This window comes from Nocardioides sp. NBC_00163, from assembly GCF_045206295.1.
In the GTDB taxonomy this organism is placed as follows: Bacteria; Actinomycetota; Actinomycetes; order Propionibacteriales; family Nocardioidaceae; genus Nocardioides.
Window position 1 is genome coordinate 1,604,580 of sequence record NZ_CP108155.1, and the last position, 23,334, is coordinate 1,627,913.

The window sequence follows — 23,334 nt, forward strand, 5'->3', positions numbered from 1 at the left end:
TCCCACCCCTGGCGGAGACGCGCGTCTTCCAATAACCTACTGACGATAGGTTTACTGGAAAGGGATGGACATGGAGAGCGACCTGTTCGAAGCGGACCACGAGGAGTTCCGGGGAATCGTCCGGGAGTTCGTCTCCCGGGAGGTCGAGCCGAACCTCGAGCGGTGGGACGAGCAACGGGAGATCGACCGGGACACCTGGCTGGCCGCCGGCCGCCAGGGCCTCCTCGGCCTGGCCGTGCCCGAAGAGTTCGGCGGTCCCGGCGAGACGGACTACCGCTACCGGATGATCCTGCAGCTCGAGATCGCCCGCGTGGGAGCCAGCTCGCTGCAGTCGGGCTTCTCGACCAACGACGACATCGTGCTCAACTACCTGCTCCGGCATGCGACTCCGGAGCAGTCCAAGCGCTGGCTGCCGGGGTTCGTGACCGGCGAGACCATCGGCGCGATCGCCATGACCGAGCCGGGCGCGGGCAGTGATCTGCGCGGGATCACCACCAGCGCCGTCCCCGACGGCGACGGCTGGCTGATCAGCGGCTCGAAGACGTTCATCACCTCCGGCATCCTGGCCGACCTGGTCATCGTCTTCACCCGCACCGGCGACTCGTTCAGCCTCTTCGTCGTCGAGGACGGCACCCCCGGCTTCACCCGCGGCCGCAAGCTCGACAAGGTCGGGCTACGCGCCCAGGACACCGCCGAGCTCTCCTTCGACCAGGTGCACGTGCCCGCGGAGAACCTGCTCGGCGAGGTGGGTCAGGGACTCGCGTACCTGAAGCAGAGCCTGCCGCTGGAGCGTCTCGGCATCGCCATCGCCGGACAGGCCTCCGCCGAGGCAGTCCTGTGCTGGACGGTGGACTACGTCAAGGAGCGGACCGCCTTCGGCCGCCGGATCGCCGACTTCCAGGTGCCCGCGCACAAGCTGGCGCACCTGCGTACCGCGGTCGAGGTCTCCCGGGCCTACATCGACCGATGCGTACGCGAGTGGAACGCCGGCACGTTGACGCCGGTCGACGCGGCGAAGGCCAAGGCCTGGGCGACGGACCTGCAGCACGAGGTCATCGATGCCGGTGTCCAGCTGCACGGCGGCTACGGCTACATGCTCGAGTACCCCGTCGCACGGGCCTACATCGATGCGCGCGTGCAGCGGATCTACGGGGGCGCGAACGAGATCATGACCGACATCGTCGCCAAGGATCTGCTGCGCTGAAAACCAGCTGCTGGTCGAGCCGCCGGATCTCCGGGGCTCGACCAGCAGGGTGCGTCAGCGGCGGTAGATCGACTTCGCGACCAGGTAGGGCTCGAGCCCCTCGGGGCCGAGCTCGCGGCCCAGGCCGCTGGACCGGACGCCGCCGAACGGCGCGTTGATGTGGAGCTCGTAGTGGTTCACACCGACGGTGCCGCTGCTGATCCGTCGAGCCAGGGCGAGGCCGTGCTCGTCCTCCGCACTCCACACGACCCCGCCGAGCCCGTAGTCGGAGGCATTGGCCAGCGCGACAGCCTCGTCCTCGTCGGCGTACGGCGTGATCACCAGCACCGGACCGAAGATCTCCTCCTGGGCGATGGCGGAGTCGTTGTCGACGTCGGCGAAGACCGTCGGCTCGACGAACCAGCCTGGGCGATCGGGGACTCCCCCGCCGACGGTGAGGCGCCCGAGGTCACGACCCTGCTCGATGTAGCCGGCCACCCGTTGCTGCTGGGCCCGCGAGACCAGCGGGCCGACCTGGGTCGCACGGTCCAGCGGGTCACCGACGGTCAGCGCGCGCACCGTCTCGGTGACCGCGTCGACCACCTCGGCGTACCTGCTGCGTGGGGCGAGCAGCCGGGTGGCGGCGTGGCAGGTCTGGCCGTTGTTCGGGAGCGAGACCTCCAGCAGCTTGGAGGTCACCAACCCGAGGTCGGCGTCCTCGGCGATGAGCGAGACCGACTTGCCGCCGAGCTCGAGCGTCGCAGGGCGGAGCAACCGACCGGCGGTCGCGCCGATCACCCGGCCGGCGCCGGTCGAGCCGGTGAAGGCGACCTTGTCGACGCCGGGGTGCTCGACCAGGTGGGCGCCGGCTTCACGGTCACCGGGAAGCACGTTGAGCACGCCCGGCGGAAGACCGACCTCCTCGGCGACGTCGGCGAAGACGAAGGCATCGAGGGCAGTCTCGGGCGCCGGCTTGAGCACCACCGTGCATCCGGCGGCGAGCGCTGGGGCGATCTTCATCACCGCGAGCGGTTGCGGGTAGTTCCATGGGGTCACCGCGGCGACCACGCCGACCGGCTCGCGCACCACCAGGGTGTCGCCGCCGGTCGGGCTCGGCCGACTCTCCTCGAGGGTCAGCGACGCTGCCAGCTCGGCGTAGTAGCCGGTGATGAATCCCGGGGCGATGCCGTTGACGACGTGGGAGAGGGAGATCGGCATGCCGTTCTCCCTGCTGACCAGGGCGGCGGTCTCCTTGCGCCGGGCGCCGAGTGCGGCGGCGTAGGCGCCGAGCAGCTGTGCGCGCTCGGCCTGGGTCATCCCGCTCCAGGGACCGGACAGCGCGGCCCGGGCCGCGGCGACGGCGGCGTCGATGTCCTCGGTGGTGGCGAGCGCCGTGGTCGCGAAGGGCTCGCCGGTGGCGGCCTCGATCAGCTCGTAGGTCGTCCCCTTCGCGGGTTCGGTCCAGTCTCCGTCGACGAAGAGTCGAGGGCGGTCATACATCATGGGCTCCTTCTCAGAGGGTCTGTTCGCTGCCGAGGAGGACCGAGCTGACCAGGGGCGCCATCGGTCCGCCGATGAACAGCGAGGTGTCGGCTCGCGCCACCTGGTTGGTCGAGGTCCCGCGGATCTGGCGGACGGCCTCCACTGCCAGGCCCATGCCGTTCACGAACGAGTCGGCGATGTTGCCGCCGGAGGTGTTCACGGGCAGCAGGCCGCCTAGGGCGGTGAGGTTCTCGACGGTCATCACCTCGGCGGCCGCCGGGCCGGGTGGGCAGAGTCCGTGGTCGATGAGGGAGGCGACCGCGGGGCCGCTGAAGTTCTCATAGACCTGGACGACGTCAACTTCGGCCGGCTTCACCCGGGCCTGCGCCCACAGTCGCGAGGCGACTCCCGAACCGGACGATGAGTCGGCGAATCCCGCCGAGGTGTACGGCTCGTCGTTCTCGTTCAGCGCCGAGTAGCCGCCCGGCGCCCCTTGGGCCGCACCGAGGACGTACGCCGCCGGCCGCCCCATCGCGCGGGCGCGGTCGGCCGAGACCACGATCAGCGCGACCGCGCCGTCGTTCTCACGCGAGCAGTCGAAGAGGTGGAACGGCTCGACGATGAAGGGGGAGGCGTCGTAGCCGGCCTCGTCCAGCGGTCTGCCGTAGCCCGCGGCACCCGGGTTGCGCTGAGCGTGCTGGTAGGCGGCCAGGACGAGGTTGCGCATCGCAGACCGTGGCACGCCGTCGTGCTCAAGCATCCGTTGCGTACGCAGGGCGCAGACGTGAGCCGGGGTGGCGACGCCGTGCGGCAGATAGTTGTTGTCGAAGTAGTACTTGGCATAGCCGAGGCGGCCGGTCTCGCGCTGCGACATCCCGCGGAAGGCGACCACGCACTCGGCCTGGCCGGTGGCGACGGCCGCGGCGGCGGCGCCGATAGCGGCGGCCGCGCCGCCGCCTCCCCCACCCCAGACCATGCTCGACCAGCGCAGCTCACGCACACCCAGATCGGCAGCGAGCACCGGTCCGCTGTGTTCACCTCCGGCGTAGGAGGTGAACCCGTCGACCTCTCGCGGCGAGATCCCCGCGTCGGCACACGCCTCCAGGATCGCCTGCAGCACGAGCTCGCGCTCGCCCACCGGCGCCTTGCCCCGCGGGTGGTGGATGTCGGCGACCCCGACCACCGCGGTGGTGCCCCTCATCGGCCCTCACCGCCCACCAGGCGCCAGCGGAGCACCGGCCACTCGGCGTTCGAGGGTTGCTGGACGACTCCGGTGACGCGGTCGCCGATCGCCGGGAGCGGATCTTCGCCGAGGAGGATGCCCAGCAGTCGCACGGGGACCTCGTCGAGCCGCACCAGCACCGTGACGTACGGGACGGGGACGTCGAGCTCGCTCATGAAGGCGCGCGCGCTGCGCGCCCAGGTGTGGACAGTGCCACGTGGGTCGACCGGAGCCCACTCCGTGTCGAAGGACCAGCACGCTGCGCACATCGCCCGGCCGAGCGGGCGCCACTGCCCACAGGCGGCGCATCGCGGCAGCGTCAGCTGGTCGTCCCGCAGGCCCTCCCAGAACGGGCGGTCGCTGTCGTCGGGCGCGGGGCCTGTCGGGAGGGTCTCGGTCGCGGCAGCCGTCATCGTGCGCTCGACGGGTCGAAGTTCTCCAGGATGTCGGCCTTCCAGGCGCCGTCGACGAGGGCCCAGCCCGAGCGCAGGCCGATGGTGCCGTCCGGGGTCGCGTAGACGGCCTCCCCCACACCCCGGTCCCCGTCGACGCGTACCGAGACGATCTCGGCGCCGTCGACGTCGGCGCGCGGGACCTGGACGCCGACGAAGACCGCGGGGACCGAGCCCGGAGCCATGTCGGCGAGCACGGCCTTGAGGTCGCCGGAGACGACGCCGTCGACGTGTCGGCGGTAGGTGGTCTCGAAGTCGGAGGTGGTTGTGGTCATCGGGGATCTCCTCACAGATGGGTTTCAGGACAGGTCGAAGGTGGCATCGGCCGAGACGTCGAACTCGGTGCCGGCCAGGTCCTCGGTCGTCAGGCGCTCGGCGAGCTCGGGTCCCTCCGACCGCGCCAGCGTCCGGGCACCCTCAGGCGTACGCAGCGAGGCCATGGCCGTCGTCGGCCGGCCGTCGCGGTCGTGGGCGACGGTCCATGCCTCCAGCTCGGCGGGCCCGGCATAGGCGGAGGCCACCGGGGTCGGGGCGACCGCGTCCACCTGTGCCTGCGCCGAGGCCCGGCGGAACCCGTCCCCGGGCGTCGGCGCGTAGACGCCGATGGCGTGCTTGGTCAGAAAGCCGCTGTTGGCGGTGACCAGCCCCGGCCGCTGGGTGCGGCGCACCTCGCGCAGCATGGTGGCGATGGCGTGGGTGCTGTAGTTGTTCCACGGCCCTCCGGCGAACGTGAGCCCGCCGGTGACGGTGAGCGGGCGAGCCGGGTCGTCGATGGGCAGCCCGAGCGCATCGGCGGCGACCTGCACGGCGGAGGGGAAGCACGAGTAGAGGTCGACCGGCCCCAGGTCGTCCAGGGTGAAGCCCGAAAGCTCCAGCGCGGTATGGCCGGCCGCGGCGATCGCGGGCGAGGCGTCGAGCCTCGGGCGCGCCGCGATCGCGGCGGTGTCGGAGGCCTCGCTCCCCGAGCGGAGGAAGACCCACTGGTCCTGGGGCACACCGTAGCGGCGGGCTGCCTCGACGGAGCAGACCAGGACCGCGGCCGCCTGCTCGACGCTGTTGTTGGAGTTCATCAGCTTCGTGTAGGGCGAGCTGACCATGCGGTTGGCGGGCGAGGCGGTGGCGATGTCCTCGGCGGAGTAGCGGCGCTGTACCCAGGCGTCGGGGTTGCCCATCGCGACCTCGTTGAAGCGCGCCCACAGCCCCGCGATGAGCTTTCGGTGCGCGTCGACGCTCCGTCCCGCTGCGACCCGGATCGCCTGCTCGAAGAGCGGATAGATGTACGCCGGGCGGTCCAGGCCCGCCACGACCTCGGTCGGGTCCTTCATGGGGACGTCGGGACGAGTCTCGGGAACCGGCACGGAGTCGTCCTGCCGCGTCCAGTCCGGTCGCTCGCCGCGGACCTTGAGGCTCATCCGCGTCCGCCACGCCTCCGCACCACCGACGAGCACGACGTCGCAGCGCCCTGCCGCGATGTCCTCGGCCGCGTCGTTGACCAGGGCCTGCGGATGGCTTCCGCCGCTGCCGGTGTAGACGGTGTGCCGCACCCACGCGGCCAGCCGCTGGGCCACGAGCAGGCCCGGGTCGCGGTAGCGCCACGACAGCATGCCGACGACGCGGATCGAGTCGATCCGCTCGACCAGCTCCGGAGCGCCGGCGTCCGCGGCCGCGAGCCGGGCCGCGTGGGCGATCATGTCGACCGGCTCCACGGGCTCGTCCCGCTGATTGAGCTGCCCGCCACCTACGAGAACAGGGGTACGTGGATCCAAACTCATACGCCTGCTCCTGACCTCGCCACGGCAAGCATCTCCTCGACGTCGACCAGCTTCACCCGCGGGCGTCGCGCCGCCCGGCCGGCACCGGTCTCATAGGTGTCGATCTGGCGCCAGCCCTCCAGTCCGACGTGGCCGGGAAGCCGCGCCTCGATGTCGTCCGCGGTGTGCTGCGGCGGGGCCAGCGCGCCCGCGTCGAAGTCGTCGAGCAGGTGACCGACGGTCTCCCGGGCACACTGCTTGTTGGTGCCGATGACCCCGTTCGGACCTCGCTTGATCCAGCCGGTCACGAACAGCCCTGGGACCGTCTCACCTGCCTCGTGGACGCGTCCGCCGGCGTTGGGCACCACGGCGCGTACGTCGTCGAAGGGGACGCCCGACACCGCGGACCCGCGGTAGCCAATCGATCGGAAGACCAGGCCGCAGGCGAGCTCCTCGAGGTCACCGGTGGGCACCGGGCGGACCACGCCGTCCGCGTCCGCCTCGAGCCGGTTGTGCTGCAGCCGGATGCCCGCCACCCAGTCTTCGCCGAGGACGGTCTCGGGCGAGGCGAGGAAGCGAAGCACCACCCGCCGGGACGCGGTCAGGGGACGCGAGAGCAGCTCCTGGAGCAGTCGCTGCTTCTCGGCGGCGGCCGAGCCCGGGGCGGCGGCCTCGGCCGGCGCCAGCTCCTCGCCGCGTACGACGACATCGATCCCGGGCGTCTGGATCAGGCCGAGCAGTTCCTTGGTGGTGAAGGCCGCCTCGTGCGGTCCGCGCCGACCGACCACGACGACCTCGCGGATGTTGCTCTCCCGCAGCTGCGCGAGCGCATGGTCTGCGATGTCGGTGCCCGCCAGCCGCTCCGGGTCCGAGGCGAGGATCCGGGCGACGTCGAGGGCGACGTTGCCGTTGCCGACGACGACGGCACGGTCGCTGGACAGGTCGAAGGTGCGGTGGGCGAAGTCGGGGTGGCCGTTGTACCAGGCGACCAGCTCGGTCGCCGAGTGGCTGCCGGGAAGGTCCTCCCCCGGGATGCCGAGGCGACGGTCGCCGAGCGCGCCGACCGCGACGATGACCGCGTGGTAGCCGGCGCGCAGCTCGTCGACGGTGATGTCGCGGCCCACCTCGGTGTTGAGGAAGAGCCGCAGCCCCTTCCGCTTCAACGTCCGAGCGAAGGCGACCGACGTCTGCTTGGTGTCCTGGTGGTCGGGAGCGACCCCGAAGCGGACCAGTCCGCCCGGGATCGGCAGCCGCTCGAACATGTCGACGGCGACGTCGAGACCGCGTTTCGACAGCAGCTCCTCGGCTGCGTACGACGCGGCGGGACCGGTTCCCACGATCGCCACCCGAAGCTGCTCCCCCGTCCGCCCGGCCCAGGTGGTGGGCCGGGACGGGACGGGCTCCTGCGCATAGTCTCGCCGCCCCTCACCGTCGAACCAGGAGGCGTTGATCTGTTCGTACGGCTCCTGGTCGTCAGCGAGGTCGTAGTCGGCGCTGATCGCTCCGACCGGGCACGCCTCGACGCAGGCGCCACAGTCGATGCACGCATCGGGATCGATGTAGAGCATCTCGGCGGTGCCATAGTCCGGCTCGTCCGGCGTCGGGTGGATGCAGTTGACCGGACAGACCGGTACGCAGCTGGCGTCGTTGCAGCAGGCTCGGGTGACGACGTGGGTCATGTCGACTCGTCAGGCCTTGAAGTCGATGACGCCGCGGAGGTTGATCCCGGCGTGCATGTCCTCGTAGCCCTGGTTGATGTCCTCCAGCGCGTAACGGCGGGTGATGAGCTCCTCGAGCTTGATGTTGCCCTCGCGCCACAGCTGCAGGATGTCCGGCACGGCGCGGCTGGGCTGCATCATGCCGAACAGCGAACCCTGGATCCGCTTCTGGTACATCGCCAGCTCGAACAGGCTCACCGGGATGCCGTACTCGGTGACGTTGCACATGCTGGTGAGCACCACCGTGCCCGCCTTGCGGATCGCGCCGAAGGCCTCGGCCACGTGCTCGCCGTTGGCGACACCGACGGTCACGATCGCCGAGGCGGCGCCCTGCCCGTTGGTGAGCTGCTGGGCGCGGTCGGTGGCCTGGGCGATGTTGACGAACGCCTCGGTCGCGCCGAGCTCGAGCGCCTTCTCCCGGTGGAACTCCACCGGGTCGACGGCGAGGATGTGCGAGGCGCCGGCGAACTTGGCTCCCTGCACCGCGTTGATGCCGATGCCACCGATGCCCATGACGACGACCACGTCGCCGGGACGCACCTGGGCGGCGTTGACCGAGGAGCCCCAGCCCGTCGGCACACCGCAGCCGACCAGCGCGGCGACCTCGAGCGGGATGTCCTTGTCGATCTTGAGCGCGCCCCACTCGGGAAGCACCGAGTACTCCGAGAACGTCGAGACCAGCGAGCACTGGCCGACGTCGGTGCCATCCTCGGTGTGCAGGCGGAAGGTGCCGTCGAGCTGAGTGCCCAGCATCATGTAGGCGCCGTTGTCGCACAGGTTCTGCATGCCGCGGGCACACCAGGTGCACCGTCCGCAGCCGGGGATGAAGGCAGCCACGACGTGGTCACCGACCTCGAGGTCGCGTACGCCTGGACCGACCTTCTCCACCACACCGGCACCCTCGTGGCCGCCTGCGAACGGGTAGGCCATCGCCGGGACGTCGCCCTGGGCGTAATGGTCGTCGGAGTGGCACAGGCCCGCATGCTCGAACCGCACCAGGACCTCGAACTCCTTGGGATCATCGACCTCGACCTCGATGACATCCCACTTGCCGGGACCGTCGAGGAGAACTGCTGCTCGTGATTTCATCTGCTCAGATCCTCACTCGAAGTCGATCTTCGCCATGGTTTCCTGGATGTACATGAACGCAGGCATGTTCTTGAGCATCTGCGCCATCTTGCCGCGCACGCGCAGCTTGCCCCGGGTCATCGCGACCGTGGGGTTGATGCTTCCGTCGAAGCAGCCCTTCCAGGTGTCGCTGGAGCCGCTGATCAGGAAGTCGGCGTTGTCGAGGTCCTCCTGGCTGGCATCACGCACGGTGGTGACCTGCCCCTTGTCGAAGCTGACGAAGAACTGGCCCTCGATCGGCGCCTCGTACTTGTAGGCCATGTCGAAGTCGATGTTCTTGCCCTTGTCGGCCCACACCGGGTCGCTGTTGAGGGCGTCGCCCATCGCCTGGTAGAACTCCACGGTTCCGAACTTGACGGTCATCTTGGGTACTCCTTTGTTGTGGGATGTGAGATGGGAGCGGCGGGTCAGATCGACTCGCCGAGGAAGAGCGGGAGCGAGACCACGCCCTTGACCTGGCTCAGGTGCCGCTCCGGCGGGTTGTCCGGGTCGAGGCGGTAGTCCGGGATGTGCCGGTGCAGCTCCTCGAAGGCGACACGCAGCTCGAGCCGGGCCAGGTGCGAGCCGACGCAGCGGTGGTTGCCGGCGCCGAAGGCGAGGTGCGGGTTCGGATCGCGGGTCAGGTCGACCACGTCGGCGTCGGGATACACGCTGGTGTCGTGGTTGGCCGCACCGAACGGGATCAGGATCTTGTCGCCAGCCTTCAGCTGTACGCCGTCGAGGACGTAGTCCTCCTTGACGACCCTGGCGGGGCAGACCGCCGACTCCCAGCGGAGCATCTCCTCGACCGCGGTCGGCACCAGTCCCGGGTCGTCCACGAGCTGCTTGCGCACCTCGGGGTGCTCGGCGAGGTAGATGACCGAATGGGCCAGCTGGCCCTGCACGGTGTGCAGCCCGCCGATGAGGAAGAGGAACAGGATGTTGAGCACCTCGAACTGGGTGAGCTCGCGGTCCTCGTAGGTGCCGTTGATGAGGATCTGGGTGATGTCGTCGGCGTCGCCGGACTCGGCACGCTCGTCGATCATCTCGCCGAAGTAGGCGTAGACCTCCATGGCGGCCGCGGTGCGCACCTCCGTGGAGCGCTCCTCGCTGGCCCCCGGCTCCCCCAGCACGATGGTGTCGGCCCAGTGGTTGAACTGGGCGCTGTCCTCGATGTTCCAGCCCATCAGCGCGAGGAAGACCCGGCTCGGGAACTCCTTGGCGAACGCCTGGATGAAATCGACCTGCTTGTTCTCCAGCATCTGGCCGATGAGCTCGTTGGCGATCTCCCGGATCTGCGGCTCCAGCACCGCCATCCGCTTCGGCGAGAAGAGCGGGTTGATCAGCTTGCGGTAGATGCCGTGGTCGGGCGGGTCCACCTCGATCGGGATCATCGGCCCGTCCTGGCCGATGGTGCCGGGCACGTTGACCGACTCGCTGGAGAAGACCGTCGGGTTCTTGAGAACCTCCTGGATGTCGTCGTACTTCGTCGCGACCCAGTGCCCGCCGTAGTGCTTGCTGTGGGCGACTGGGCACTTGCCGCGCATCTCGGCATAGACGTCGTAGACGGTGTCGGCGATGTCGGGTGAGTGGATGTCGAAGTCGGTCTGGATCTCCGGGCTCTCGGCGTCCTTGCGCTCGCTCATGGAGGTGTCTCCTTCTTCCGGGTGGACTAGTGCGTGGCTGCGGAGGACGCGAACGCGATCGCGCGCTCCGGACAGTTGTTGACGGCGCGTTCGAGGGCGGCAGCGTCGCCAGGGGTCGTGGCCTCACCGACCACGACGCCGAATCCCTCGTCGTCGGAGTCGAAGACCGCGGGCGCCGACATGTAGCAGCGGCCGTGGCCCTTGCAGAGCTCGCGATCGATCGATGCCTGGCGGTGGTCGTTCATGCTCACTCCCATTCGCTGCCCACGACGCCGTACGCGCGCAGGTCGATGTCGCGGTCCAGCGCTGTGTAGAGGCTGCGGACCTTGGTGTAGGCGAGGAGGCCATCGCGGCCGTTCTCCTGGCCGACGCCGCTCATGCCGCGACCGGCGAGCGGGGTCTTGGTGACGTCGGCCTGGGCGGCGTCGTTGATCCAGGTGAGCCCACCGCGCATCCGCAGCGCGACCTCGCGTGCCCTGACCAGGTCGGTGCCCCACACCGCGGCGGCGAGGCCGTAGCGGGTGTCGTTGGCGATCCGGATCCCGTCCTCGACGTCGGAGTAGCGGATCACCGAGAGCACAGGCCCGAAGATCTCCTCGTGCGCGGCCGGGTTGTCGTTGTCGAGGTCGACCAGGACGGTTGGGCTGACGTAGTGGCCTCCGGCGGGCAACCCGGTGGGGGCCTCGCCGCCGACGATCGCCCGGGCGCCCGCCTCCAGCCCGGCGGCAACGAACTTCTCGACCTTGATGCGGGCGGCGTCGGAGATGACGGGGCCCACGTCGGTGGTGAAGTCGGCTGCCGGGCCGACGGTGAGCACCTTGGCGCGCTGCTCGAGCAGGTCGACGAACTCGTCGTAGCGGGAGTCCGGAACCAGCATCCGGGTCAGCGCCACGCAGGCCTGACCGGCGTGCATCATGCTGGAGAAGAGCATGCCGCGTACGGCCAGCTCGGCGTCGGCGTCGGGCAGCACCAGACCCGCCGATTTGCCGCCGAGCTCGAGGATCACGTCCTTGGCGGTGGCGGCCGCCGAGGCCATCACCTGGGTGCCGACCGCGGTGCTGCCGGTGAAGCTGACCATGTCGACGTCGGGGTGGGCGACGAGCGCCTCACCGGCCATCCGGTCACCGTGGACCAGATTGATCACGCCCGCCGGGATGCCGGCCTCCAGGCTGGCGGCGGCGAGCGCCTCGGGCCCGATCGGGGTCAGCGGCGAGGGCTTCAGGACCACCGTGTTGCCGGCGAGCAGTGCGGGGGCGACCTTCCAGACGGTCATGAAGAGCGGGAAGTTGTAGGGCGTGAACGCCCCGACCACGCCGATCGGCTCGCGGTGCAGCTCCCACTGTCCCAGCGCCGGCCCGGCCTGGAGCGGGAAGGACTCCGGCGTCTCCAGGTGGTGGGCCATGTCGGCGAAGTCGCGCAGGTGAGCGAGCGGTGCACCGACCTGGAGCATCGGGGCGAACCGCGCGGTTGCGCCGCTGTCCATGATCAGCTCCTCGACCAGGGTGTCGAACCGCTGCTCCAGCGCACCCGCCAGCCGGCGCAGCGCTTCTGCGCGGTCCCCGACCGACATCCGGGACCAGGGCCCGTTGAAGGCCGTCCGCGCGGCCCGGACGGCGGCGTCGACGGCAGCGGCGTCGGAGTCCGGCACCAGCCCGTAGACCTCGCCCGTGGACGGGTCGTCGGCAGGGATCACGCCCTCGGCGTCGATCCACTCGCCGCCGATCAAGTTCCTGAATGCACGCATCACATGTCCTTCGTTCACTTGCTGCACGAGGAGGCCGGGTGTGGCGCCCCTCACAGTCGCAAAACTTATACAATTAGGTTTACGCGGTCAATGCCCCGCCCCGCACGTGTCGCGGCGGCCAGCTCTCAGAGGGGTCGGACGTAGAGAAGATCCGACTGGTCATGCTGGAATCCGAGCTCCCTGGACGCGCCCACGAAGGCCTCGGAGAGGGCGTCGACGTACATCTGCGCGACCCGCGCACCGTCGGCCTGGACTCGCAGGAGCGCGGTCGCCAGAAGGGCGCGGAGATCACCGGCGGTCACACCGGCGGGATCGAGGGCGACGCAGGCCGGCTGCGCCGCCGGGTCCTTCTCGTCGACTCCGACGAGGACGCTTCCAACGGGAGTCGCCAGGCGGGTCCGCCCCCGCGCGAGCACGGACCGCTCGCCCGGTGCGATGCCAGCCAGATGCCCTTCGATCATCTCGGCCGGCCCGTCAGGGGCAGGCTCGACGGCCGCCCCGACCTCGTCCCCGACGAAGGGGCGGGATCCTCCGATGAAGCGCAGGGTCTTGAAAAGCGCATGATCCACGCGCGCACCGAACCGTCGCGCCATCCGCTCGGCGGCCGGATGTGCGCCGTGCGCCCAGGCCCGCAGGCGCCGCAGGCCGGCGAACGAGGACCATCCGGTCGGCTGTTCGTCGAGGAGCTCGGCCAGCAGTGTGGCCACACCGTGGGACCGGAACTCGGGGCGCACCACGAACTGGACGTCGGCAACGTCCCCGCGTACGTCGAGGCGCAGATAGGCCACAACGGGCACGTCCGGGAGCCGGTCGAGCGCCACGCTCCCCCGCTCCCCGGGCGGCGCGATCGAGACCAGCAGATGGTGGACCGCTCCGCCGCCCACCGCCGTCGGAGCGGCCGTCGAGAAGCCTGCCTCGGCGTCGTACTCGACCGCCTGCTCGAGCAGGCTCTCGACATCCTCCAACTCGGCACCGGCCAGCGTTGTACGCCACGCGTAGGTGATCATGCCTCGTCCGCCTCGGCCAGAAGGCGCTTGAGCAGGCGCCGGAACACCTGGTTGGCGACCTCGTTGCGACCCAGCACCATGGACCCGGCGTCGCTGCTGCCCATGGCTCGCTGGGAGTCACGCAGCACCGGGAAGTCCTCGGCATGGAGCACCGCGAGGAGGATCTGCCAGTTCTTCTCCCACAGGTACTCCCACCGCTCCTGTGTGATGCCGGCCTCGTCCGCGGACGGCACGATCAGGCGCATCTCCATGACGGAGTGGGTCGGCGAGGTCGGATGCGGGCGGAAGGTGAGCAGCTGGAAGTGGTCGGGCTGCTTGAGCAGCGTGCTGTTCGGGCCGAGGAAGTGGGTCTCGGTGACGTCGTCCACAAGGCTGCGGTCGCCGGGCTCCTCCTCCAGCCAGCGGTCGATGCTCTTGCGGGGCGCGATGAACCGGCAGTGCCGGTCGAAGTCCTCGAAGACCATCACGTTGGTGTGGATGTACTTCGCGGCGGAGTTCGGGTGGGCGTACTGGATGTGATAGCCGTCCAGGAACGCGTCCTGCATCACCTTCCAGTTCACCGGCTCCTCGAAGCCCTCGGCGCGGATGCAGCTGAGTCCGCCGAGGTCGTAGCCCGCGAGGATCTCGTCCATCTCCGGGCCCAGCCAGGAGGCGACGTCGATCTCCGCGCCGGCGTTGTCCACCACCCAGATGAAGCCGTGGCGCTCCTCGGCAGGCAGCTCGACGAGCCCGTAGTCGGCCTGGTCGAGGTCTCCGACGGTGGTGTCACGCGTGATCGTGCGCAGCGTGCCGTCGATGTCGTAGGACCAGCGGTGGTAGGGGCAGGAGAAGAGCCTGCGCTTGCCGCAGGGGTCACCCTCCAGGAGGCCGCCGCGGTGGCGGCAGAGGTTGACCAGCGCCTTGACGCCCCCGTCGCGCTGCCGGGTGATGATGATGTTGTTGCGTGGCAGCCGCACAGTCTTGAAGTCGTACGTCTTCGGGATCTCCGACCCGTGGGCGACGATCGTCGGCACCCGGCCGAAGATCAGGTCGCGCTCCCGCGCCGCCAGGTCGGGATCGGTGAACTCGTGGGCCTCGAACGGCTCGACCTTCTCGAACTGGTCGGTGGTGTCGTTGCGAAGGTGGTCCAGCGCACGCCTGATCCGCGCCTCGCGGTCGATGCTGACGTCGTCCGTCACGACGTACCTCCTCTTATCTAATGTCATTAGGTAACTCGAGTCATGAATGTACTCCACCGGCCCCCACCGGAGCCAACGGCTCAGGTCCGTGCGGTGCCCTCGGGCCGGCGCAGCATCGACTGCCACGAGAGCCGTTCGGCGACGGCCGTCCGCAGCTTCATGAGCGGACCGGTGCGGTCGAAGCCGAAGGCGCCCACGAGCTGACCGTCGTAGCGATACTGAGCGAGGAACGGGTCGGTGGCGCCGCCGTGCCCGATGAGCTCGACCTCGTCGGCAGGCTCACCGAGGAGCTGGAGCTTGTGGCCGTACCACTCCGACCAGAAGTACGGCGTGATGCTGCATGGCCGGCGGTCGGTGGTCAACGCGTTGCGCACCACGAACTCGGCCTGCTCACCGGTGGAGGTCCAGTGCTCCATCCGGGTCGATCGCCCGTTCCACGGGTTGACCCAGCGAGCGACGTCGCCCACCGCGTAGACGCCCGGAACCGTGCTCTCCAGATAGGGCGAGCAGGCCACGCCATCGCTGATCGCCACCCCTGAGCCGCGCAACCATCCGGTGGCGGGCTCGACGCCGATGCCCACGATCACGAGGTCGGCCGGAACGGTCGTGCCGTCACTGAGGGACACCTTCTCCGCCCGGCCGTGGCCACGGATCTGACGCACCTTGGTCCGGGTGAGCAGATCGACGTCGTACTGCCGGTGCAGATAGGCGAGCCGCTCGGCGACGAGCGAGCCGACGGCGCCCACCAGGGGAAGCTCCAGGGCCTCGACCAGCGTCACATCGGCGCCTCGGGCCCGAGCACTGGAAGCGACCTCGCCACCGATGAAGCCTGCCCCGACGACCACCACGCGAGCACCCGGCTCGAGAGCCTCACGGATGGCGCGTGCCTGGCCCAGCGTACGCAGCGTGGTGACTCCCTCCAGCTGGGCGCCGTCGACATCGAGGGGTCGCGGTTGGGCGCCCACGGCGATCACCAACGCGTCGTACTCGATGTCCCACTTGTCGGTGCGCACCCGCCGATTGCGCGAGTCCAACGAGAGCGCCTTCGTGCCCGTGAAGAGCTTGACCCCCTGCGAATCCGGGTCCGGCAGATGCCAGAATGGCTCCGGCTCATCCTCTCCCGCGAGGAACTCCTTGGTGAGCGGCGGGCGGTCGTAGGGCCCGTGCGCCTCCTCGCCGATGACGGTGATCTCACCGTCGAAGCCGATCCGTCGCGCCTCCTCCACGACGCGCGCGGCACCCAGGGACGCACCCACGATGACGAGCCGGCGAACCCCGTCGACCAGCTCGACGTCGGCCATGTCAGCGGCCCTTCCACTCGGGATCGCGTCTCTCCGCGAATGCCCGGGTGCCTTCTCTGAAGTCCTCCGAGCGCATGATCCGGCCCATGGCCCGGTCGTTGATCTCCCAGGGCTCCCCGTCCCAGTCGGAACCGGCCGCGAGAGTGCAGTGGACGGCTTCCTTGGTCGCCGCCACCGACAGCGGCGCGTTCGCGGCGATGCGGTCAGCGAGGTCCAGCGCGACCTCAAGGGCGGTGCCGCTGGGCGCCACCCGGTTGGCCAGGCCGAGCTCCACGGCCCTCTCCGCGCTCACCGGGTCGCCGGTGAGCGCGATCTCGAGGGCGTGCTTGAGCGGCACCTGCCGCTGCGTACGGATCACACCACCCGCCGCGGCCATCAGTCCGCGCTTGACCTCCGGCAACCCGAGCTGAGCCCCCTCGTCGATCACCGCGAGGTCGGAGGCGAGGACGATCTCGGTGCCCCCGCCCAGGGCGAACCCGTTCACCGCCGCGATCGTCGGGATCGAGACGTAGTGGCGTACGTATCCGGCGAAGCCCCACTCGGGGTGGTCGGGGTCGTCGACCCGCTCACCACGGGAGAGCGCCTTGAGGTCGGCGCCGGCGCAGAACGCCCGGCCCGTTCCGGTGACCACCAGCACGCGTACGTCCTCGTCCGCATCGGCCTCGGCCAGGGCCGCACCGAGGCCTGCCGAGACAGCTGAGTTGACCGCGTTCATCGCGTCCGGGCGCCGGATGGTCGCCACTGCCACATGACCCCTGCGTTCGAGGGTGACGATCTGGTTGTCGGCTTCGACCGGGGCAGTACTCATGAGTGGCTTCCTTGTCGTCATGGGTCGTCGTGCGGCGTCGTGCGAGTACGAGCGGGCGTCGGACGGGTCAGCGGACCTTCTGGTAGTGCTCGACCAGGTCGGCGTACTCGGTGCGGATGTCGGTCTTGCTGATCTTGCCGCTGGGCAGCCGCGGCAGCGGTGCGTCACGGAGCACGACATAGCGGGGCACCTTGTAGTCGGCCAGCACCTTCGACGCCTCGCGGATCACGTCCTCCTCGGTGAGCTCACCGCTGGCCTGGATGATCGCCGCCGGCGTCTCACCGAACTTCGGATCGGCGGCCGCGATCACCGCGACCTCACCGACCCCGGGGATCGCCGCCAGGACCTGCTCCAGCTCGACCGGCGAGACATTGATCCCTCCGGTGATGATCAGGTCCTTCAGCCGGTCGACGAACCGGATCCGGCCGTCCTCGTCGCATACGCCCAGGTCACCGGAGTGCAGCCAGCCGTCACGGAAGACCTGCGCGTTGATCTCCGGCGACTCCCAGTATCCGGGCGTGACACCTGGCCCCTTGATCACCAGCTCGCCGGTCTCGCCGGGAGCCGCGAGCACACCGTCGGCGTTCATCACGGCGACCTCGGTGAAGATGTGGCCCGCGCCGCAGCTGTCGGGGTGGTCGCGGAACTCGCTGACAGGCGTCGACGTGGCGATCCCGCCGGCCTCGGTCATGCCGTAGATCTGGCGGAGTGCGACGTCCTTCTTCGCCCACGCCTCGAGCAGGGTGCCCGGCACCGCGGCGCCGCCGACGACGGCGGTGCTGAGCGAGGAGAGATCGGCGTCGGCGAACTCCGGCGCTCCGGCGATCGCCTGATAGATCAGCGGCACCCCGAAGATGGCCTCGATACGGTGCTCCTCGATGAGCTGGACCGCTCGCGAGGGCACCAACTGCTTCTCGATCACGAGCTTTCCGCCGAGCACGGTCGACATCAACATGCCCCACACCAGCCCGGGGGTGAACGCGAGCGGCAGCACCAGGATCGCGCTCGAGCCCCGGTGGAAGCCTTCCTCGACGAGGCTGGCCTCGAAGACGATGTTGAGCAGCGTGCGGTTGGTCAGGACGACACCCTTCGATCGGCCCGTGGACCCGCTGGTGAAGATGACCGAGATCGGATCCTCCTCGCCGCGGTCGACGCGGAACGTCTCCGGATCGCCGTCGCGCAGGGCAGCCAGGTCGGCGAAGGGGACCACCGTGGCCGGGGCTCCGCTCGCGGCGGCCTCGGTGGCGGTGCCGACGAGGGAGTCGTCGGTCACCAGGGCGGTCGCCCCGGCGTCGTCGAGCACCTTGCGCAGCTCCGCCGCGGTGAACCGGCTGTTGAGCGGCACCAGGACACCGCCGGCCTTCAGGATCCCGAAGGCCGCGATCGGCCACAGGACATCATTGGGGGCCATCAGGCCCACCCGGTCACCGGGCCGGACGCCGTCCGCCTGGAGGCGGAGCGCGACCCGGCTGGACCAATGCTCCACGGTCGCGTAGTCCAGCGTCTCATCCTCGAAGACGAAGGCTGGTGCATGCGGCTGTGTCCGCGCCCACCAGGCGAGAGCAGATCCGATGGTGGCGCTCATGGCAGCTCCTTCAATAAACCTATTGGTTGTAGATAACTGAGTTGTACCCGTGACGTGCGTCACTGTCAATGCCCCGAGAACGATTCAGAGGTCAAGAATGAGCGGACCCGTGCGGCAACGGCCGACGCAGATCATCATGCAGTCGTTGGCGGCCCGCTCGTCGTCGCTGAGCACCGAATCGCGGTGCTCGGGGACTCCGCCGAGGACGCCGGTCTCGCAGGTCCCGCACGTGCCCTCCCGACAGGAGAAGTCGACCTCGATCCCGACGCCGGCAAGAGCGTCGATGATGCTCTCGTCCTCCCCGACCGCGACCCGCACGCCGGTCGAGGCGACCTCGACCTCGAAGGCATCGCCACCCGTCTCGACCGGCTCCCTCGGAGCGAAACGCTCGGTGTGCAGTGGCTCCCCCGGCCGCGTACGCATCTCCTGTTCGACCGCAGCGAGCAGCGGCTCCGGCCCACAGCAGTAGACGCGCCGGCCCGGGACCGGATCACCGAGGATCGCCGGTAGATCCAGCAGCCCGCGTTCATCCTGGGGCCACAGGTCGATCCGGTCGCCATGCTCCTCGAGGTCACCGAGGAACGCCATCGACCCGCGCGAGCGGCCGCCATAGACCAGACTCCAGTCGGAGCCGGCGGCCGACACCGTCGCCACCATCGGCAGGATCGGGGTGATGCCGATGCCGCCCGCGATGAAGAGGTGGCTCTCCGCCGGCTCGAGCCGGAAGTGGTTCCGCGGGCCACGGAGATCGAGCTCGTCACCTTCGGCGAGCTTGTCGTGGATGCGCACCGAACCGCCGCGGCCGTCGTCGACCCGCAGCACCGCGACGCGATAGCGAACGAGGTCCCCCGGCGAGCCGCACAGACTGTATTGCCGGATCTCGCCGCCGTCCGGAAGGACGTCGACATGCGACCCCGGCTCCCACGCGGGGAACTCCCCGGCGAGCGGCTCCAGCACCAGGCCGACGACACCGTCGGCCAGGCTCTGTCGCTCGACCACACGGACCCGTCTGGTCTCCTCGGTCACCGGCCTCACCTCTCCTTCGGGCGTCACTTTATCTAATCATGTTAGGTTTGTGAACCGTACCGCACAGACTTCGCCCCCGGAGGTGGCAATGAACCCGCTCGACCTTTTCCGCATGGACGGCCGCACCGTGGTGGTGACCGGTGCCAGCAGCGGCCTGGGCGCAGGCTTCGCCCGCGCGCTCGCCCACGCAGGGGCGAACGTGGTGATCACGGCCCGCCGGGAGGAACGGCTCAAAGCCCTGGCCGAAGAGTTGCGCGAGATCGGCCGGGAGCCGGCGACCGTGGTCGCCGACGTCGCCGACCCCGAGGACTGCGCCCGTGTCGCCGACGGTGCGGTCTCGGCATTCGGCGGCATCGACGGCCTGGTCAACAACGCCGGCCTCGGCTCAGCCGTCACAGCCCTCAAGGAGACGCCCGAGGGCTTCCGCCGGCTGATCGACGTCAATCTCAACGGCACGTTCTGGATGGCCCAGGTGTGCGCCGCACGGATGGAGAACGGCGGCTCCATCGTCAACGTGGCCAGCGTTCTCGGGCAGGTCGCGCCGCGCTTTCCGCAAGCCGCCTACGCGGCCAGCAAGGCGGGCGTCATCGGCCTGACCCGCGACCTCGCGGGTGAGTGGTCGTCGCGGCGCGGGATCAGGGTCAACGCACTGTGCCCGGGCTACTTCGACTCCGAGATGACGGCAGGCGAGGGCGATCTCCTCCGCACGATGGTCGCCGAGCAGAGCATGCTCGGGCGCTTCGGAGAGCAGCACGAGCTCGACACCGCAATGCTCTTCCTCGTCAGCCCGGCCTCCACGTACGTCACCGGCACGACACTCAGCGTCGACGGCGGCCTCACGGCCTACTGACGCCGGGCCACCGCGGGCCGTACGCGGGATAGTCGCGCGGCACCCGAAGCGGGAAGGCCGGGTCACGCTTCTCGAGGAACGCCGCGACGCCCTCGCCGACATCGCCGAGGCCGGGCAGCTCGTAGACGCCGCGCGACTCGAGCAGGTGAGCATCCCAGGGGCTCGGCGCCGCCCACATGCTCCACAGCAACTGCTTCGAGAGCGAGACCCCCACCGTCGAGGCCCGCTCGGCGATCTCGCTCGCGATGGCGTACGCGGTGTCGAGGACCTCGGCATCGGCCATCACCCGGCCCGCCAGTCCTCCGGCGACCACCTCGTCGGCGGACAGCAGACGGCCCGTGACGACCCACTCCGTGGCGCGGGCGGTGCCCACCAACCGCGGCAGGAACCAGCTAGCAGCCGACTCGATGAGCATCCCGCGCCGCGCGTAGACGAACCCGACCCGGGTCGACTCCCCCACCACCCGGACATCGGCAGGCAGGATCATCGAGGCGCCTCCGCCGACGGCCGCGCCGTTGACCGCGACCACGATCGGCTTGAGCATCGACGCCATCCGGAGGGTGACGACGCCGCCGGCGTCCCGGGGCACGCCGTCGGCCGCGCCGAAGCGCTCGACGAAGGCAGCGTGCTCGGGCGAGGGCTCGCGGTCACCGTGATGGAAGCCTTCGTCGAGGTCGGCACCGACGCAGAAGTTCCGGCCCCGTCCGGTCAGCACGACCGTCGCGACCTCGTCGTCGGCCTCCGCCCGGTCGATCGCATCGACCAGCTCGCTGCACAGACGCAGCGTCATGGCATTGCCGTGCTCGGGGCGGTCGAGGGCGATCGTCGCCACCCTGTCCGTGACCTGGTAGTCGACAACGGGACCAGCAGTCATCTCAAAGCTCCTGACATTGGCAGACAAACCGAATGGCATTAGATTAGTCTGGATCGAGGAGGAACAACATGGCTGCTGCAGAACTGCTCTTGACCGGAGTCCGAGTCGCCGATCTGGGAGACGCCGTCGGAGAGGCGGCCGCCCGCCTCTTGGCCGATCTCGGCGCCGAGACGCTCAAGATCGAACCCCCTGAGGGCGCACGGACACGGAGCGACGAACCTGTGATCGGCGGCCATTCCCTGCCCTACAGCGTTCGCAACGCCAACAAGTCGGCGCTGGGCGCCGACCTCACCACACCCGAGGGCAGGGCGGGCGCTCAGGCACTGGTCGCCGAGGCGGACATCGTCTTCCTCTCCCCCGCCACGGCTGAAGCCATCGAATTGGAGAAGATCCGCGAGACCCGCCCAGGTCTGGTCGCCGTCGTCTCCTCACCGTTCGGCGTCACCGGTCCGCGACGGGAGTGGCAGGCGACGGGACGTACGCTGCTCGCCCTCAGTGGGGCGATGTCGCGCTCGGGCAGGCCGGGCGCGCCACCGCTGGTGCCGCCCGAGCAGCTCGCGACCGCGACGGCCACCGCACACGCCGCGTGGCTTGCGGTGGTGGCCTACACCCAGTGCACACGGACCGGCCTCGGACAGACCATCGACCTGTCCCACCACGAGGCCGTGGTGACCGGGCTCGACCCGGCGTTCGGCGTGCAGGGATCGGCCGCGGCCGGACGCTCGGGGAAGTTCCGACGCGGACGCCCGCCAGCCGACTCCTACCCGATCTACCGCTGCGCGGACGGTTTCGTACGCCTGTGCCTGCTGTCCAAGCGTCAGTGGCGGGGCATGTTCGGCTGGCTCGGCGAGCCTGCCGAGTTCGCCGACTCCAGCTACGACTCGATCACCGCCCGCGTGGCGGCCGCCGACCGCCTCGAGCCACTCATCGAGGCGCTCTTCGCCGAGCGCACCGCGGCCGAGCTGGTCGACGAGGCGGCCACGCGGGGCGTACCGCTCGCCCAGGTGCTCTCGCTCGGGGAGGCGCTCGCTGCCGACCACTTCACCAAGGCCGGAACGGTCGCACGCACCGAGGTGGCTCCGGGGCTGACCGCGACCGTGCCGGTCGGCTACCTCGCAGCAGACGGACACCTGCTCGGCCTGCGGACGCCGAGCCCGGGGGTGCCGACGGAGATCGCCTCGAACAGCGCGTGGACCCGACGCGCGGAACCGGCCCACCAGGCTTCGGCCACAGACGGAGGCGGCGCTCCGTTCGCCGGTCTCCGGGTCCTCGACCTCGGCGTCATCGTGTTCGGGGCCGAGGCGGGGCGTGCCTTCGCCGACCTCGGCGCCGACGTGATCAAGGTCGAGAGTCGCACCTACCCCGACGGGCTGCGCCAGACCCGGCGCGGCGAGGCCATGAACGCCTCGTTCGCGTGGGGGAACCGTGGCAAGCGCAGCCTCGGCCTGGACCTGCGTACCGACGAGGGGAAGCGTCTCTTCATCGACCTCGTCCGGCAGAGCGACGTCGTGCTCTCCAACTTCAAGCCGGGCACGCTCGACTCCCTCGGAATCGGGTTCACGACGCTGGCCACAGCCAACCCGGGCATCATCGTCCTGGAGAGCTCGGCCTTCAGCGCCGACGGACCATGGGCCCAACGCCTCGGCTACGGCCCACTGGTGCGGGCAGCCTGCGGGGTGACCAGCCTGTGGAAGTACGCCGCGGACGACATCGCGTCCTGGGACGGGGTGACGGTGTTCCCGGACCATGTCGCCGCCCGCCTCGGCGCTCTCTCGGTGGCCGCCGCACTGCTCGCCCGGAGCAGGGACGGCCGCGGACGCCACCTGCAGATGGCCCAGTCCGACGTGGTCCTGCACCAGCTCGCCGATCTGGCCCTGCTGGAGAGCCTGCGCCCCGGCTCGGTCGACGCGGTCGGCAACCGAGGCCGCGAGGTCTTCGGCGGCGTCTTTGCCTGTGCGGGCGACGACGAGTGGTGCGTGATCGACGCGCGCACGACCGAGGAGGTCGAGGCGCTGCGCGCGGTGGTGGGAGCCGGCGAGTGGGATCTCGCGGACTCGGTCGCCGTGTGGACAGCCGTACGCTCCCCCGCCGAGGTCGGCGAGGAGCTCCAGCGACACCGCCTGCCGGGCGCGCCGATGCTCCGGTTGCCCGAGCTGCTCGATGACCCGCAGCTGGCCCATCGCGGGACCTACACGACGTTGAGCCACCCGCTCCTGGAACAGACCCTCCCGGCGGAGGATCCGACGGCGGCGTACGAGCGACTCGAGGTGCCCGCGCTCGGGCCGGCCCCGCTGGCGGGATCCGACACCGAGTCGGTGTGCCGCGAGCTGCTGGAGCTCGACCAGGGCCGGGTCGCGGATCTGCTGGAACGCGGCGTCGTCTTCGTGCCCTGAGCCTGAG

General features: G+C 70.0%; 21 protein-coding genes. 3 read left to right on the forward strand and 18 right to left on the reverse strand.

The window, feature by feature from the left end:
• The first annotated feature begins 70 nt into the window (after positions 1-70).
• Positions 71-1,204 (forward strand): acyl-CoA dehydrogenase family protein, encoded by a 1,134-nt coding sequence (locus OG801_RS07690; RefSeq protein ID WP_406034968.1) that lies wholly within the window; start codon positions 71-73, stop codon positions 1,202-1,204.
• A 54-nt stretch (positions 1,205-1,258) separates the two neighbouring features.
• Here the strand turns inward: OG801_RS07690 and OG801_RS07695 are convergent, their stop codons facing one another.
• From OG801_RS07695 to OG801_RS07775, 17 genes are all read right to left on the reverse strand, one after another.
• Positions 1,259-2,683, reverse strand: coding sequence for an aldehyde dehydrogenase (locus OG801_RS07695; protein ID WP_406034970.1), 1,425 nt, complete (start codon positions 2,681-2,683; stop codon positions 1,259-1,261).
• A 13-nt stretch (positions 2,684-2,696) separates the two neighbouring features.
• The gene (locus OG801_RS07700; protein WP_406034972.1) at positions 2,697-3,866 is read right to left on the reverse strand and encodes a thiolase C-terminal domain-containing protein; all 1,170 of its coding nucleotides are present in this window, start codon (positions 3,864-3,866) and stop codon (positions 2,697-2,699) included.
• Positions 3,863-4,300: a Zn-ribbon domain-containing OB-fold protein gene (locus tag OG801_RS07705; RefSeq protein ID WP_406034974.1), complete on the reverse strand. Its 438-nt coding sequence runs from the start codon at positions 4,298-4,300 to the stop codon at positions 3,863-3,865. The genes OG801_RS07700 and OG801_RS07705 overlap by 4 nt, the downstream gene beginning before the upstream one ends.
• Positions 4,297-4,614: a hypothetical protein gene (locus OG801_RS07710; protein ID WP_406034976.1), complete on the reverse strand. Its 318-nt coding sequence runs from the start codon at positions 4,612-4,614 to the stop codon at positions 4,297-4,299. Before OG801_RS07710 ends, OG801_RS07705 begins: the two co-directional genes overlap by 4 nt.
• 24 nt (positions 4,615-4,638) lie before the next feature.
• Positions 4,639-6,111, reverse strand: a complete 1,473-nt coding sequence (locus tag OG801_RS07715) for an acetyl-CoA acetyltransferase (RefSeq protein WP_406034978.1) — start codon at positions 6,109-6,111, stop codon at positions 4,639-4,641.
• Entirely contained in the window at positions 6,108-7,769 is a 1,662-nt protein-coding gene (locus OG801_RS07720; RefSeq protein ID WP_406034980.1) for an FAD-dependent oxidoreductase, read from the reverse strand. The genes OG801_RS07715 and OG801_RS07720 overlap by 4 nt, the downstream gene beginning before the upstream one ends.
• Before the next feature lie 9 nt (positions 7,770-7,778).
• On the reverse strand, positions 7,779-8,897 hold the full coding sequence (locus tag OG801_RS07725) for an NDMA-dependent alcohol dehydrogenase (RefSeq protein ID WP_406034982.1): 1,119 nt from the start codon (positions 8,895-8,897) through the stop codon (positions 7,779-7,781).
• Positions 8,898-8,909: 12 nt separating this feature from the next.
• Positions 8,910-9,299: an SCP2 sterol-binding domain-containing protein gene (locus OG801_RS07730; protein ID WP_406034984.1), complete on the reverse strand. Its 390-nt coding sequence runs from the start codon at positions 9,297-9,299 to the stop codon at positions 8,910-8,912.
• A gap of 44 nt (positions 9,300-9,343) precedes the next feature.
• Positions 9,344-10,561 carry a cytochrome P450 gene (locus OG801_RS07735; protein WP_406034986.1) on the reverse strand — a complete coding sequence of 406 codons (1,218 nt, stop codon included), beginning with the start codon at positions 10,559-10,561 and terminating at the stop codon, positions 9,344-9,346.
• Positions 10,562-10,587: 26 nt separating this feature from the next.
• Positions 10,588-10,806, reverse strand: a complete 219-nt coding sequence (locus OG801_RS07740; protein WP_406034987.1) for a ferredoxin — start codon at positions 10,804-10,806, stop codon at positions 10,588-10,590.
• A 2-nt stretch (positions 10,807-10,808) separates the two neighbouring features.
• A complete protein-coding gene (locus OG801_RS07745) occupies positions 10,809-12,305 on the reverse strand; it encodes an aldehyde dehydrogenase family protein (RefSeq protein WP_406034989.1) in 1,497 nt (498 codons plus the stop codon).
• A 125-nt stretch (positions 12,306-12,430) separates the two neighbouring features.
• Positions 12,431-13,312 (reverse strand): hypothetical protein, encoded by an 882-nt coding sequence (locus OG801_RS07750; RefSeq protein WP_406034991.1) that lies wholly within the window; start codon positions 13,310-13,312, stop codon positions 12,431-12,433.
• Positions 13,309-14,490, reverse strand: a complete 1,182-nt coding sequence (locus OG801_RS07755) for an aromatic ring-hydroxylating dioxygenase subunit alpha (RefSeq protein ID WP_406034992.1) — start codon at positions 14,488-14,490, stop codon at positions 13,309-13,311. The genes OG801_RS07750 and OG801_RS07755 overlap by 4 nt, the downstream gene beginning before the upstream one ends.
• A gap of 80 nt (positions 14,491-14,570) precedes the next feature.
• On the reverse strand, positions 14,571-15,791 hold the full coding sequence (locus OG801_RS07760) for an NAD(P)/FAD-dependent oxidoreductase (RefSeq protein WP_406034994.1): 1,221 nt from the start codon (positions 15,789-15,791) through the stop codon (positions 14,571-14,573).
• A 1-nt stretch (position 15,792) separates the two neighbouring features.
• Positions 15,793-16,599 carry a crotonase/enoyl-CoA hydratase family protein gene (locus OG801_RS07765; protein WP_406034996.1) on the reverse strand — a complete coding sequence of 269 codons (807 nt, stop codon included), beginning with the start codon at positions 16,597-16,599 and terminating at the stop codon, positions 15,793-15,795.
• Between the two features lie 67 nt (positions 16,600-16,666).
• On the reverse strand, positions 16,667-18,184 hold the full coding sequence (locus OG801_RS07770) for a class I adenylate-forming enzyme family protein (RefSeq protein WP_406034997.1): 1,518 nt from the start codon (positions 18,182-18,184) through the stop codon (positions 16,667-16,669).
• 84 nt (positions 18,185-18,268) lie between these two features.
• On the reverse strand, positions 18,269-19,210 hold the full coding sequence (locus OG801_RS07775; protein ID WP_406034999.1) for a PDR/VanB family oxidoreductase: 942 nt from the start codon (positions 19,208-19,210) through the stop codon (positions 18,269-18,271).
• 88 nt (positions 19,211-19,298) lie between these two features.
• Here OG801_RS07775 and OG801_RS07780 point away from each other — a divergent pair, with 88 nt between their 5' ends.
• Positions 19,299-20,060 carry an SDR family NAD(P)-dependent oxidoreductase gene (locus tag OG801_RS07780; protein WP_406035001.1) on the forward strand — a complete coding sequence of 254 codons (762 nt, stop codon included), beginning with the start codon at positions 19,299-19,301 and terminating at the stop codon, positions 20,058-20,060.
• Here OG801_RS07780 and OG801_RS07785 read toward each other — a convergent pair.
• Positions 20,047-20,934 carry an enoyl-CoA hydratase-related protein gene (locus OG801_RS07785; protein ID WP_406035003.1) on the reverse strand — a complete coding sequence of 296 codons (888 nt, stop codon included), beginning with the start codon at positions 20,932-20,934 and terminating at the stop codon, positions 20,047-20,049. The two genes, OG801_RS07780 and OG801_RS07785, sit on opposite strands and share 14 nt — an antisense overlap.
• A gap of 68 nt (positions 20,935-21,002) precedes the next feature.
• On the opposite strand from OG801_RS07785, the gene OG801_RS07790 reads away from it, so the two are divergent.
• Positions 21,003-23,327, forward strand: a complete 2,325-nt coding sequence (locus tag OG801_RS07790; protein WP_406035005.1) for a CoA transferase — start codon at positions 21,003-21,005, stop codon at positions 23,325-23,327.
• Positions 23,328-23,334 lie beyond the last annotated feature (7 nt).

What these genes read in the sequence shown, in the direction of transcription:
- OG801_RS07690 (WP_406034968.1), top strand. Translation starts at nt 71, where the DNA reads ATGGAGAGCGACCTGTTCGAAGCGGACCACGAGGAGTTCCGGGGAATC.
- OG801_RS07695 (WP_406034970.1), bottom strand. Translation starts at nt 2,683, where the DNA reads ATGTATGACCGCCCTCGACTCTTCGTCGACGGAGACTGGACCGAACCC.
- OG801_RS07700 (WP_406034972.1), bottom strand. Translation starts at nt 3,866, where the DNA reads ATGAGGGGCACCACCGCGGTGGTCGGGGTCGCCGACATCCACCACCCG.
- OG801_RS07705 (WP_406034974.1), bottom strand. Translation starts at nt 4,300, where the DNA reads ATGACGGCTGCCGCGACCGAGACCCTCCCGACAGGCCCCGCGCCCGAC.
- OG801_RS07710 (WP_406034976.1), bottom strand. Translation starts at nt 4,614, where the DNA reads ATGACCACAACCACCTCCGACTTCGAGACCACCTACCGCCGACACGTC.
- OG801_RS07715 (WP_406034978.1), bottom strand. Translation starts at nt 6,111, where the DNA reads ATGAGTTTGGATCCACGTACCCCTGTTCTCGTAGGTGGCGGGCAGCTC.
- OG801_RS07720 (WP_406034980.1), bottom strand. Translation starts at nt 7,769, where the DNA reads ATGACCCACGTCGTCACCCGAGCCTGCTGCAACGACGCCAGCTGCGTA.
- OG801_RS07725 (WP_406034982.1), bottom strand. Translation starts at nt 8,897, where the DNA reads ATGAAATCACGAGCAGCAGTTCTCCTCGACGGTCCCGGCAAGTGGGAT.
- OG801_RS07730 (WP_406034984.1), bottom strand. Translation starts at nt 9,299, where the DNA reads ATGACCGTCAAGTTCGGAACCGTGGAGTTCTACCAGGCGATGGGCGAC.
- OG801_RS07735 (WP_406034986.1), bottom strand. Translation starts at nt 10,561, where the DNA reads ATGAGCGAGCGCAAGGACGCCGAGAGCCCGGAGATCCAGACCGACTTC.
- OG801_RS07740 (WP_406034987.1), bottom strand. Translation starts at nt 10,806, where the DNA reads ATGAACGACCACCGCCAGGCATCGATCGATCGCGAGCTCTGCAAGGGC.
- OG801_RS07745 (WP_406034989.1), bottom strand. Translation starts at nt 12,305, where the DNA reads ATGCGTGCATTCAGGAACTTGATCGGCGGCGAGTGGATCGACGCCGAG.
- OG801_RS07750 (WP_406034991.1), bottom strand. Translation starts at nt 13,312, where the DNA reads ATGATCACCTACGCGTGGCGTACAACGCTGGCCGGTGCCGAGTTGGAG.
- OG801_RS07760 (WP_406034994.1), bottom strand. Translation starts at nt 15,791, where the DNA reads ATGGCCGACGTCGAGCTGGTCGACGGGGTTCGCCGGCTCGTCATCGTG.
- OG801_RS07765 (WP_406034996.1), bottom strand. Translation starts at nt 16,599, where the DNA reads ATGAGTACTGCCCCGGTCGAAGCCGACAACCAGATCGTCACCCTCGAA.
- OG801_RS07770 (WP_406034997.1), bottom strand. Translation starts at nt 18,184, where the DNA reads ATGAGCGCCACCATCGGATCTGCTCTCGCCTGGTGGGCGCGGACACAG.
- OG801_RS07780 (WP_406035001.1), top strand. Translation starts at nt 19,299, where the DNA reads ATGAACCCGCTCGACCTTTTCCGCATGGACGGCCGCACCGTGGTGGTG.
- OG801_RS07785 (WP_406035003.1), bottom strand. Translation starts at nt 20,934, where the DNA reads ATGACTGCTGGTCCCGTTGTCGACTACCAGGTCACGGACAGGGTGGCG.
- OG801_RS07790 (WP_406035005.1), top strand. Translation starts at nt 21,003, where the DNA reads ATGGCTGCTGCAGAACTGCTCTTGACCGGAGTCCGAGTCGCCGATCTG.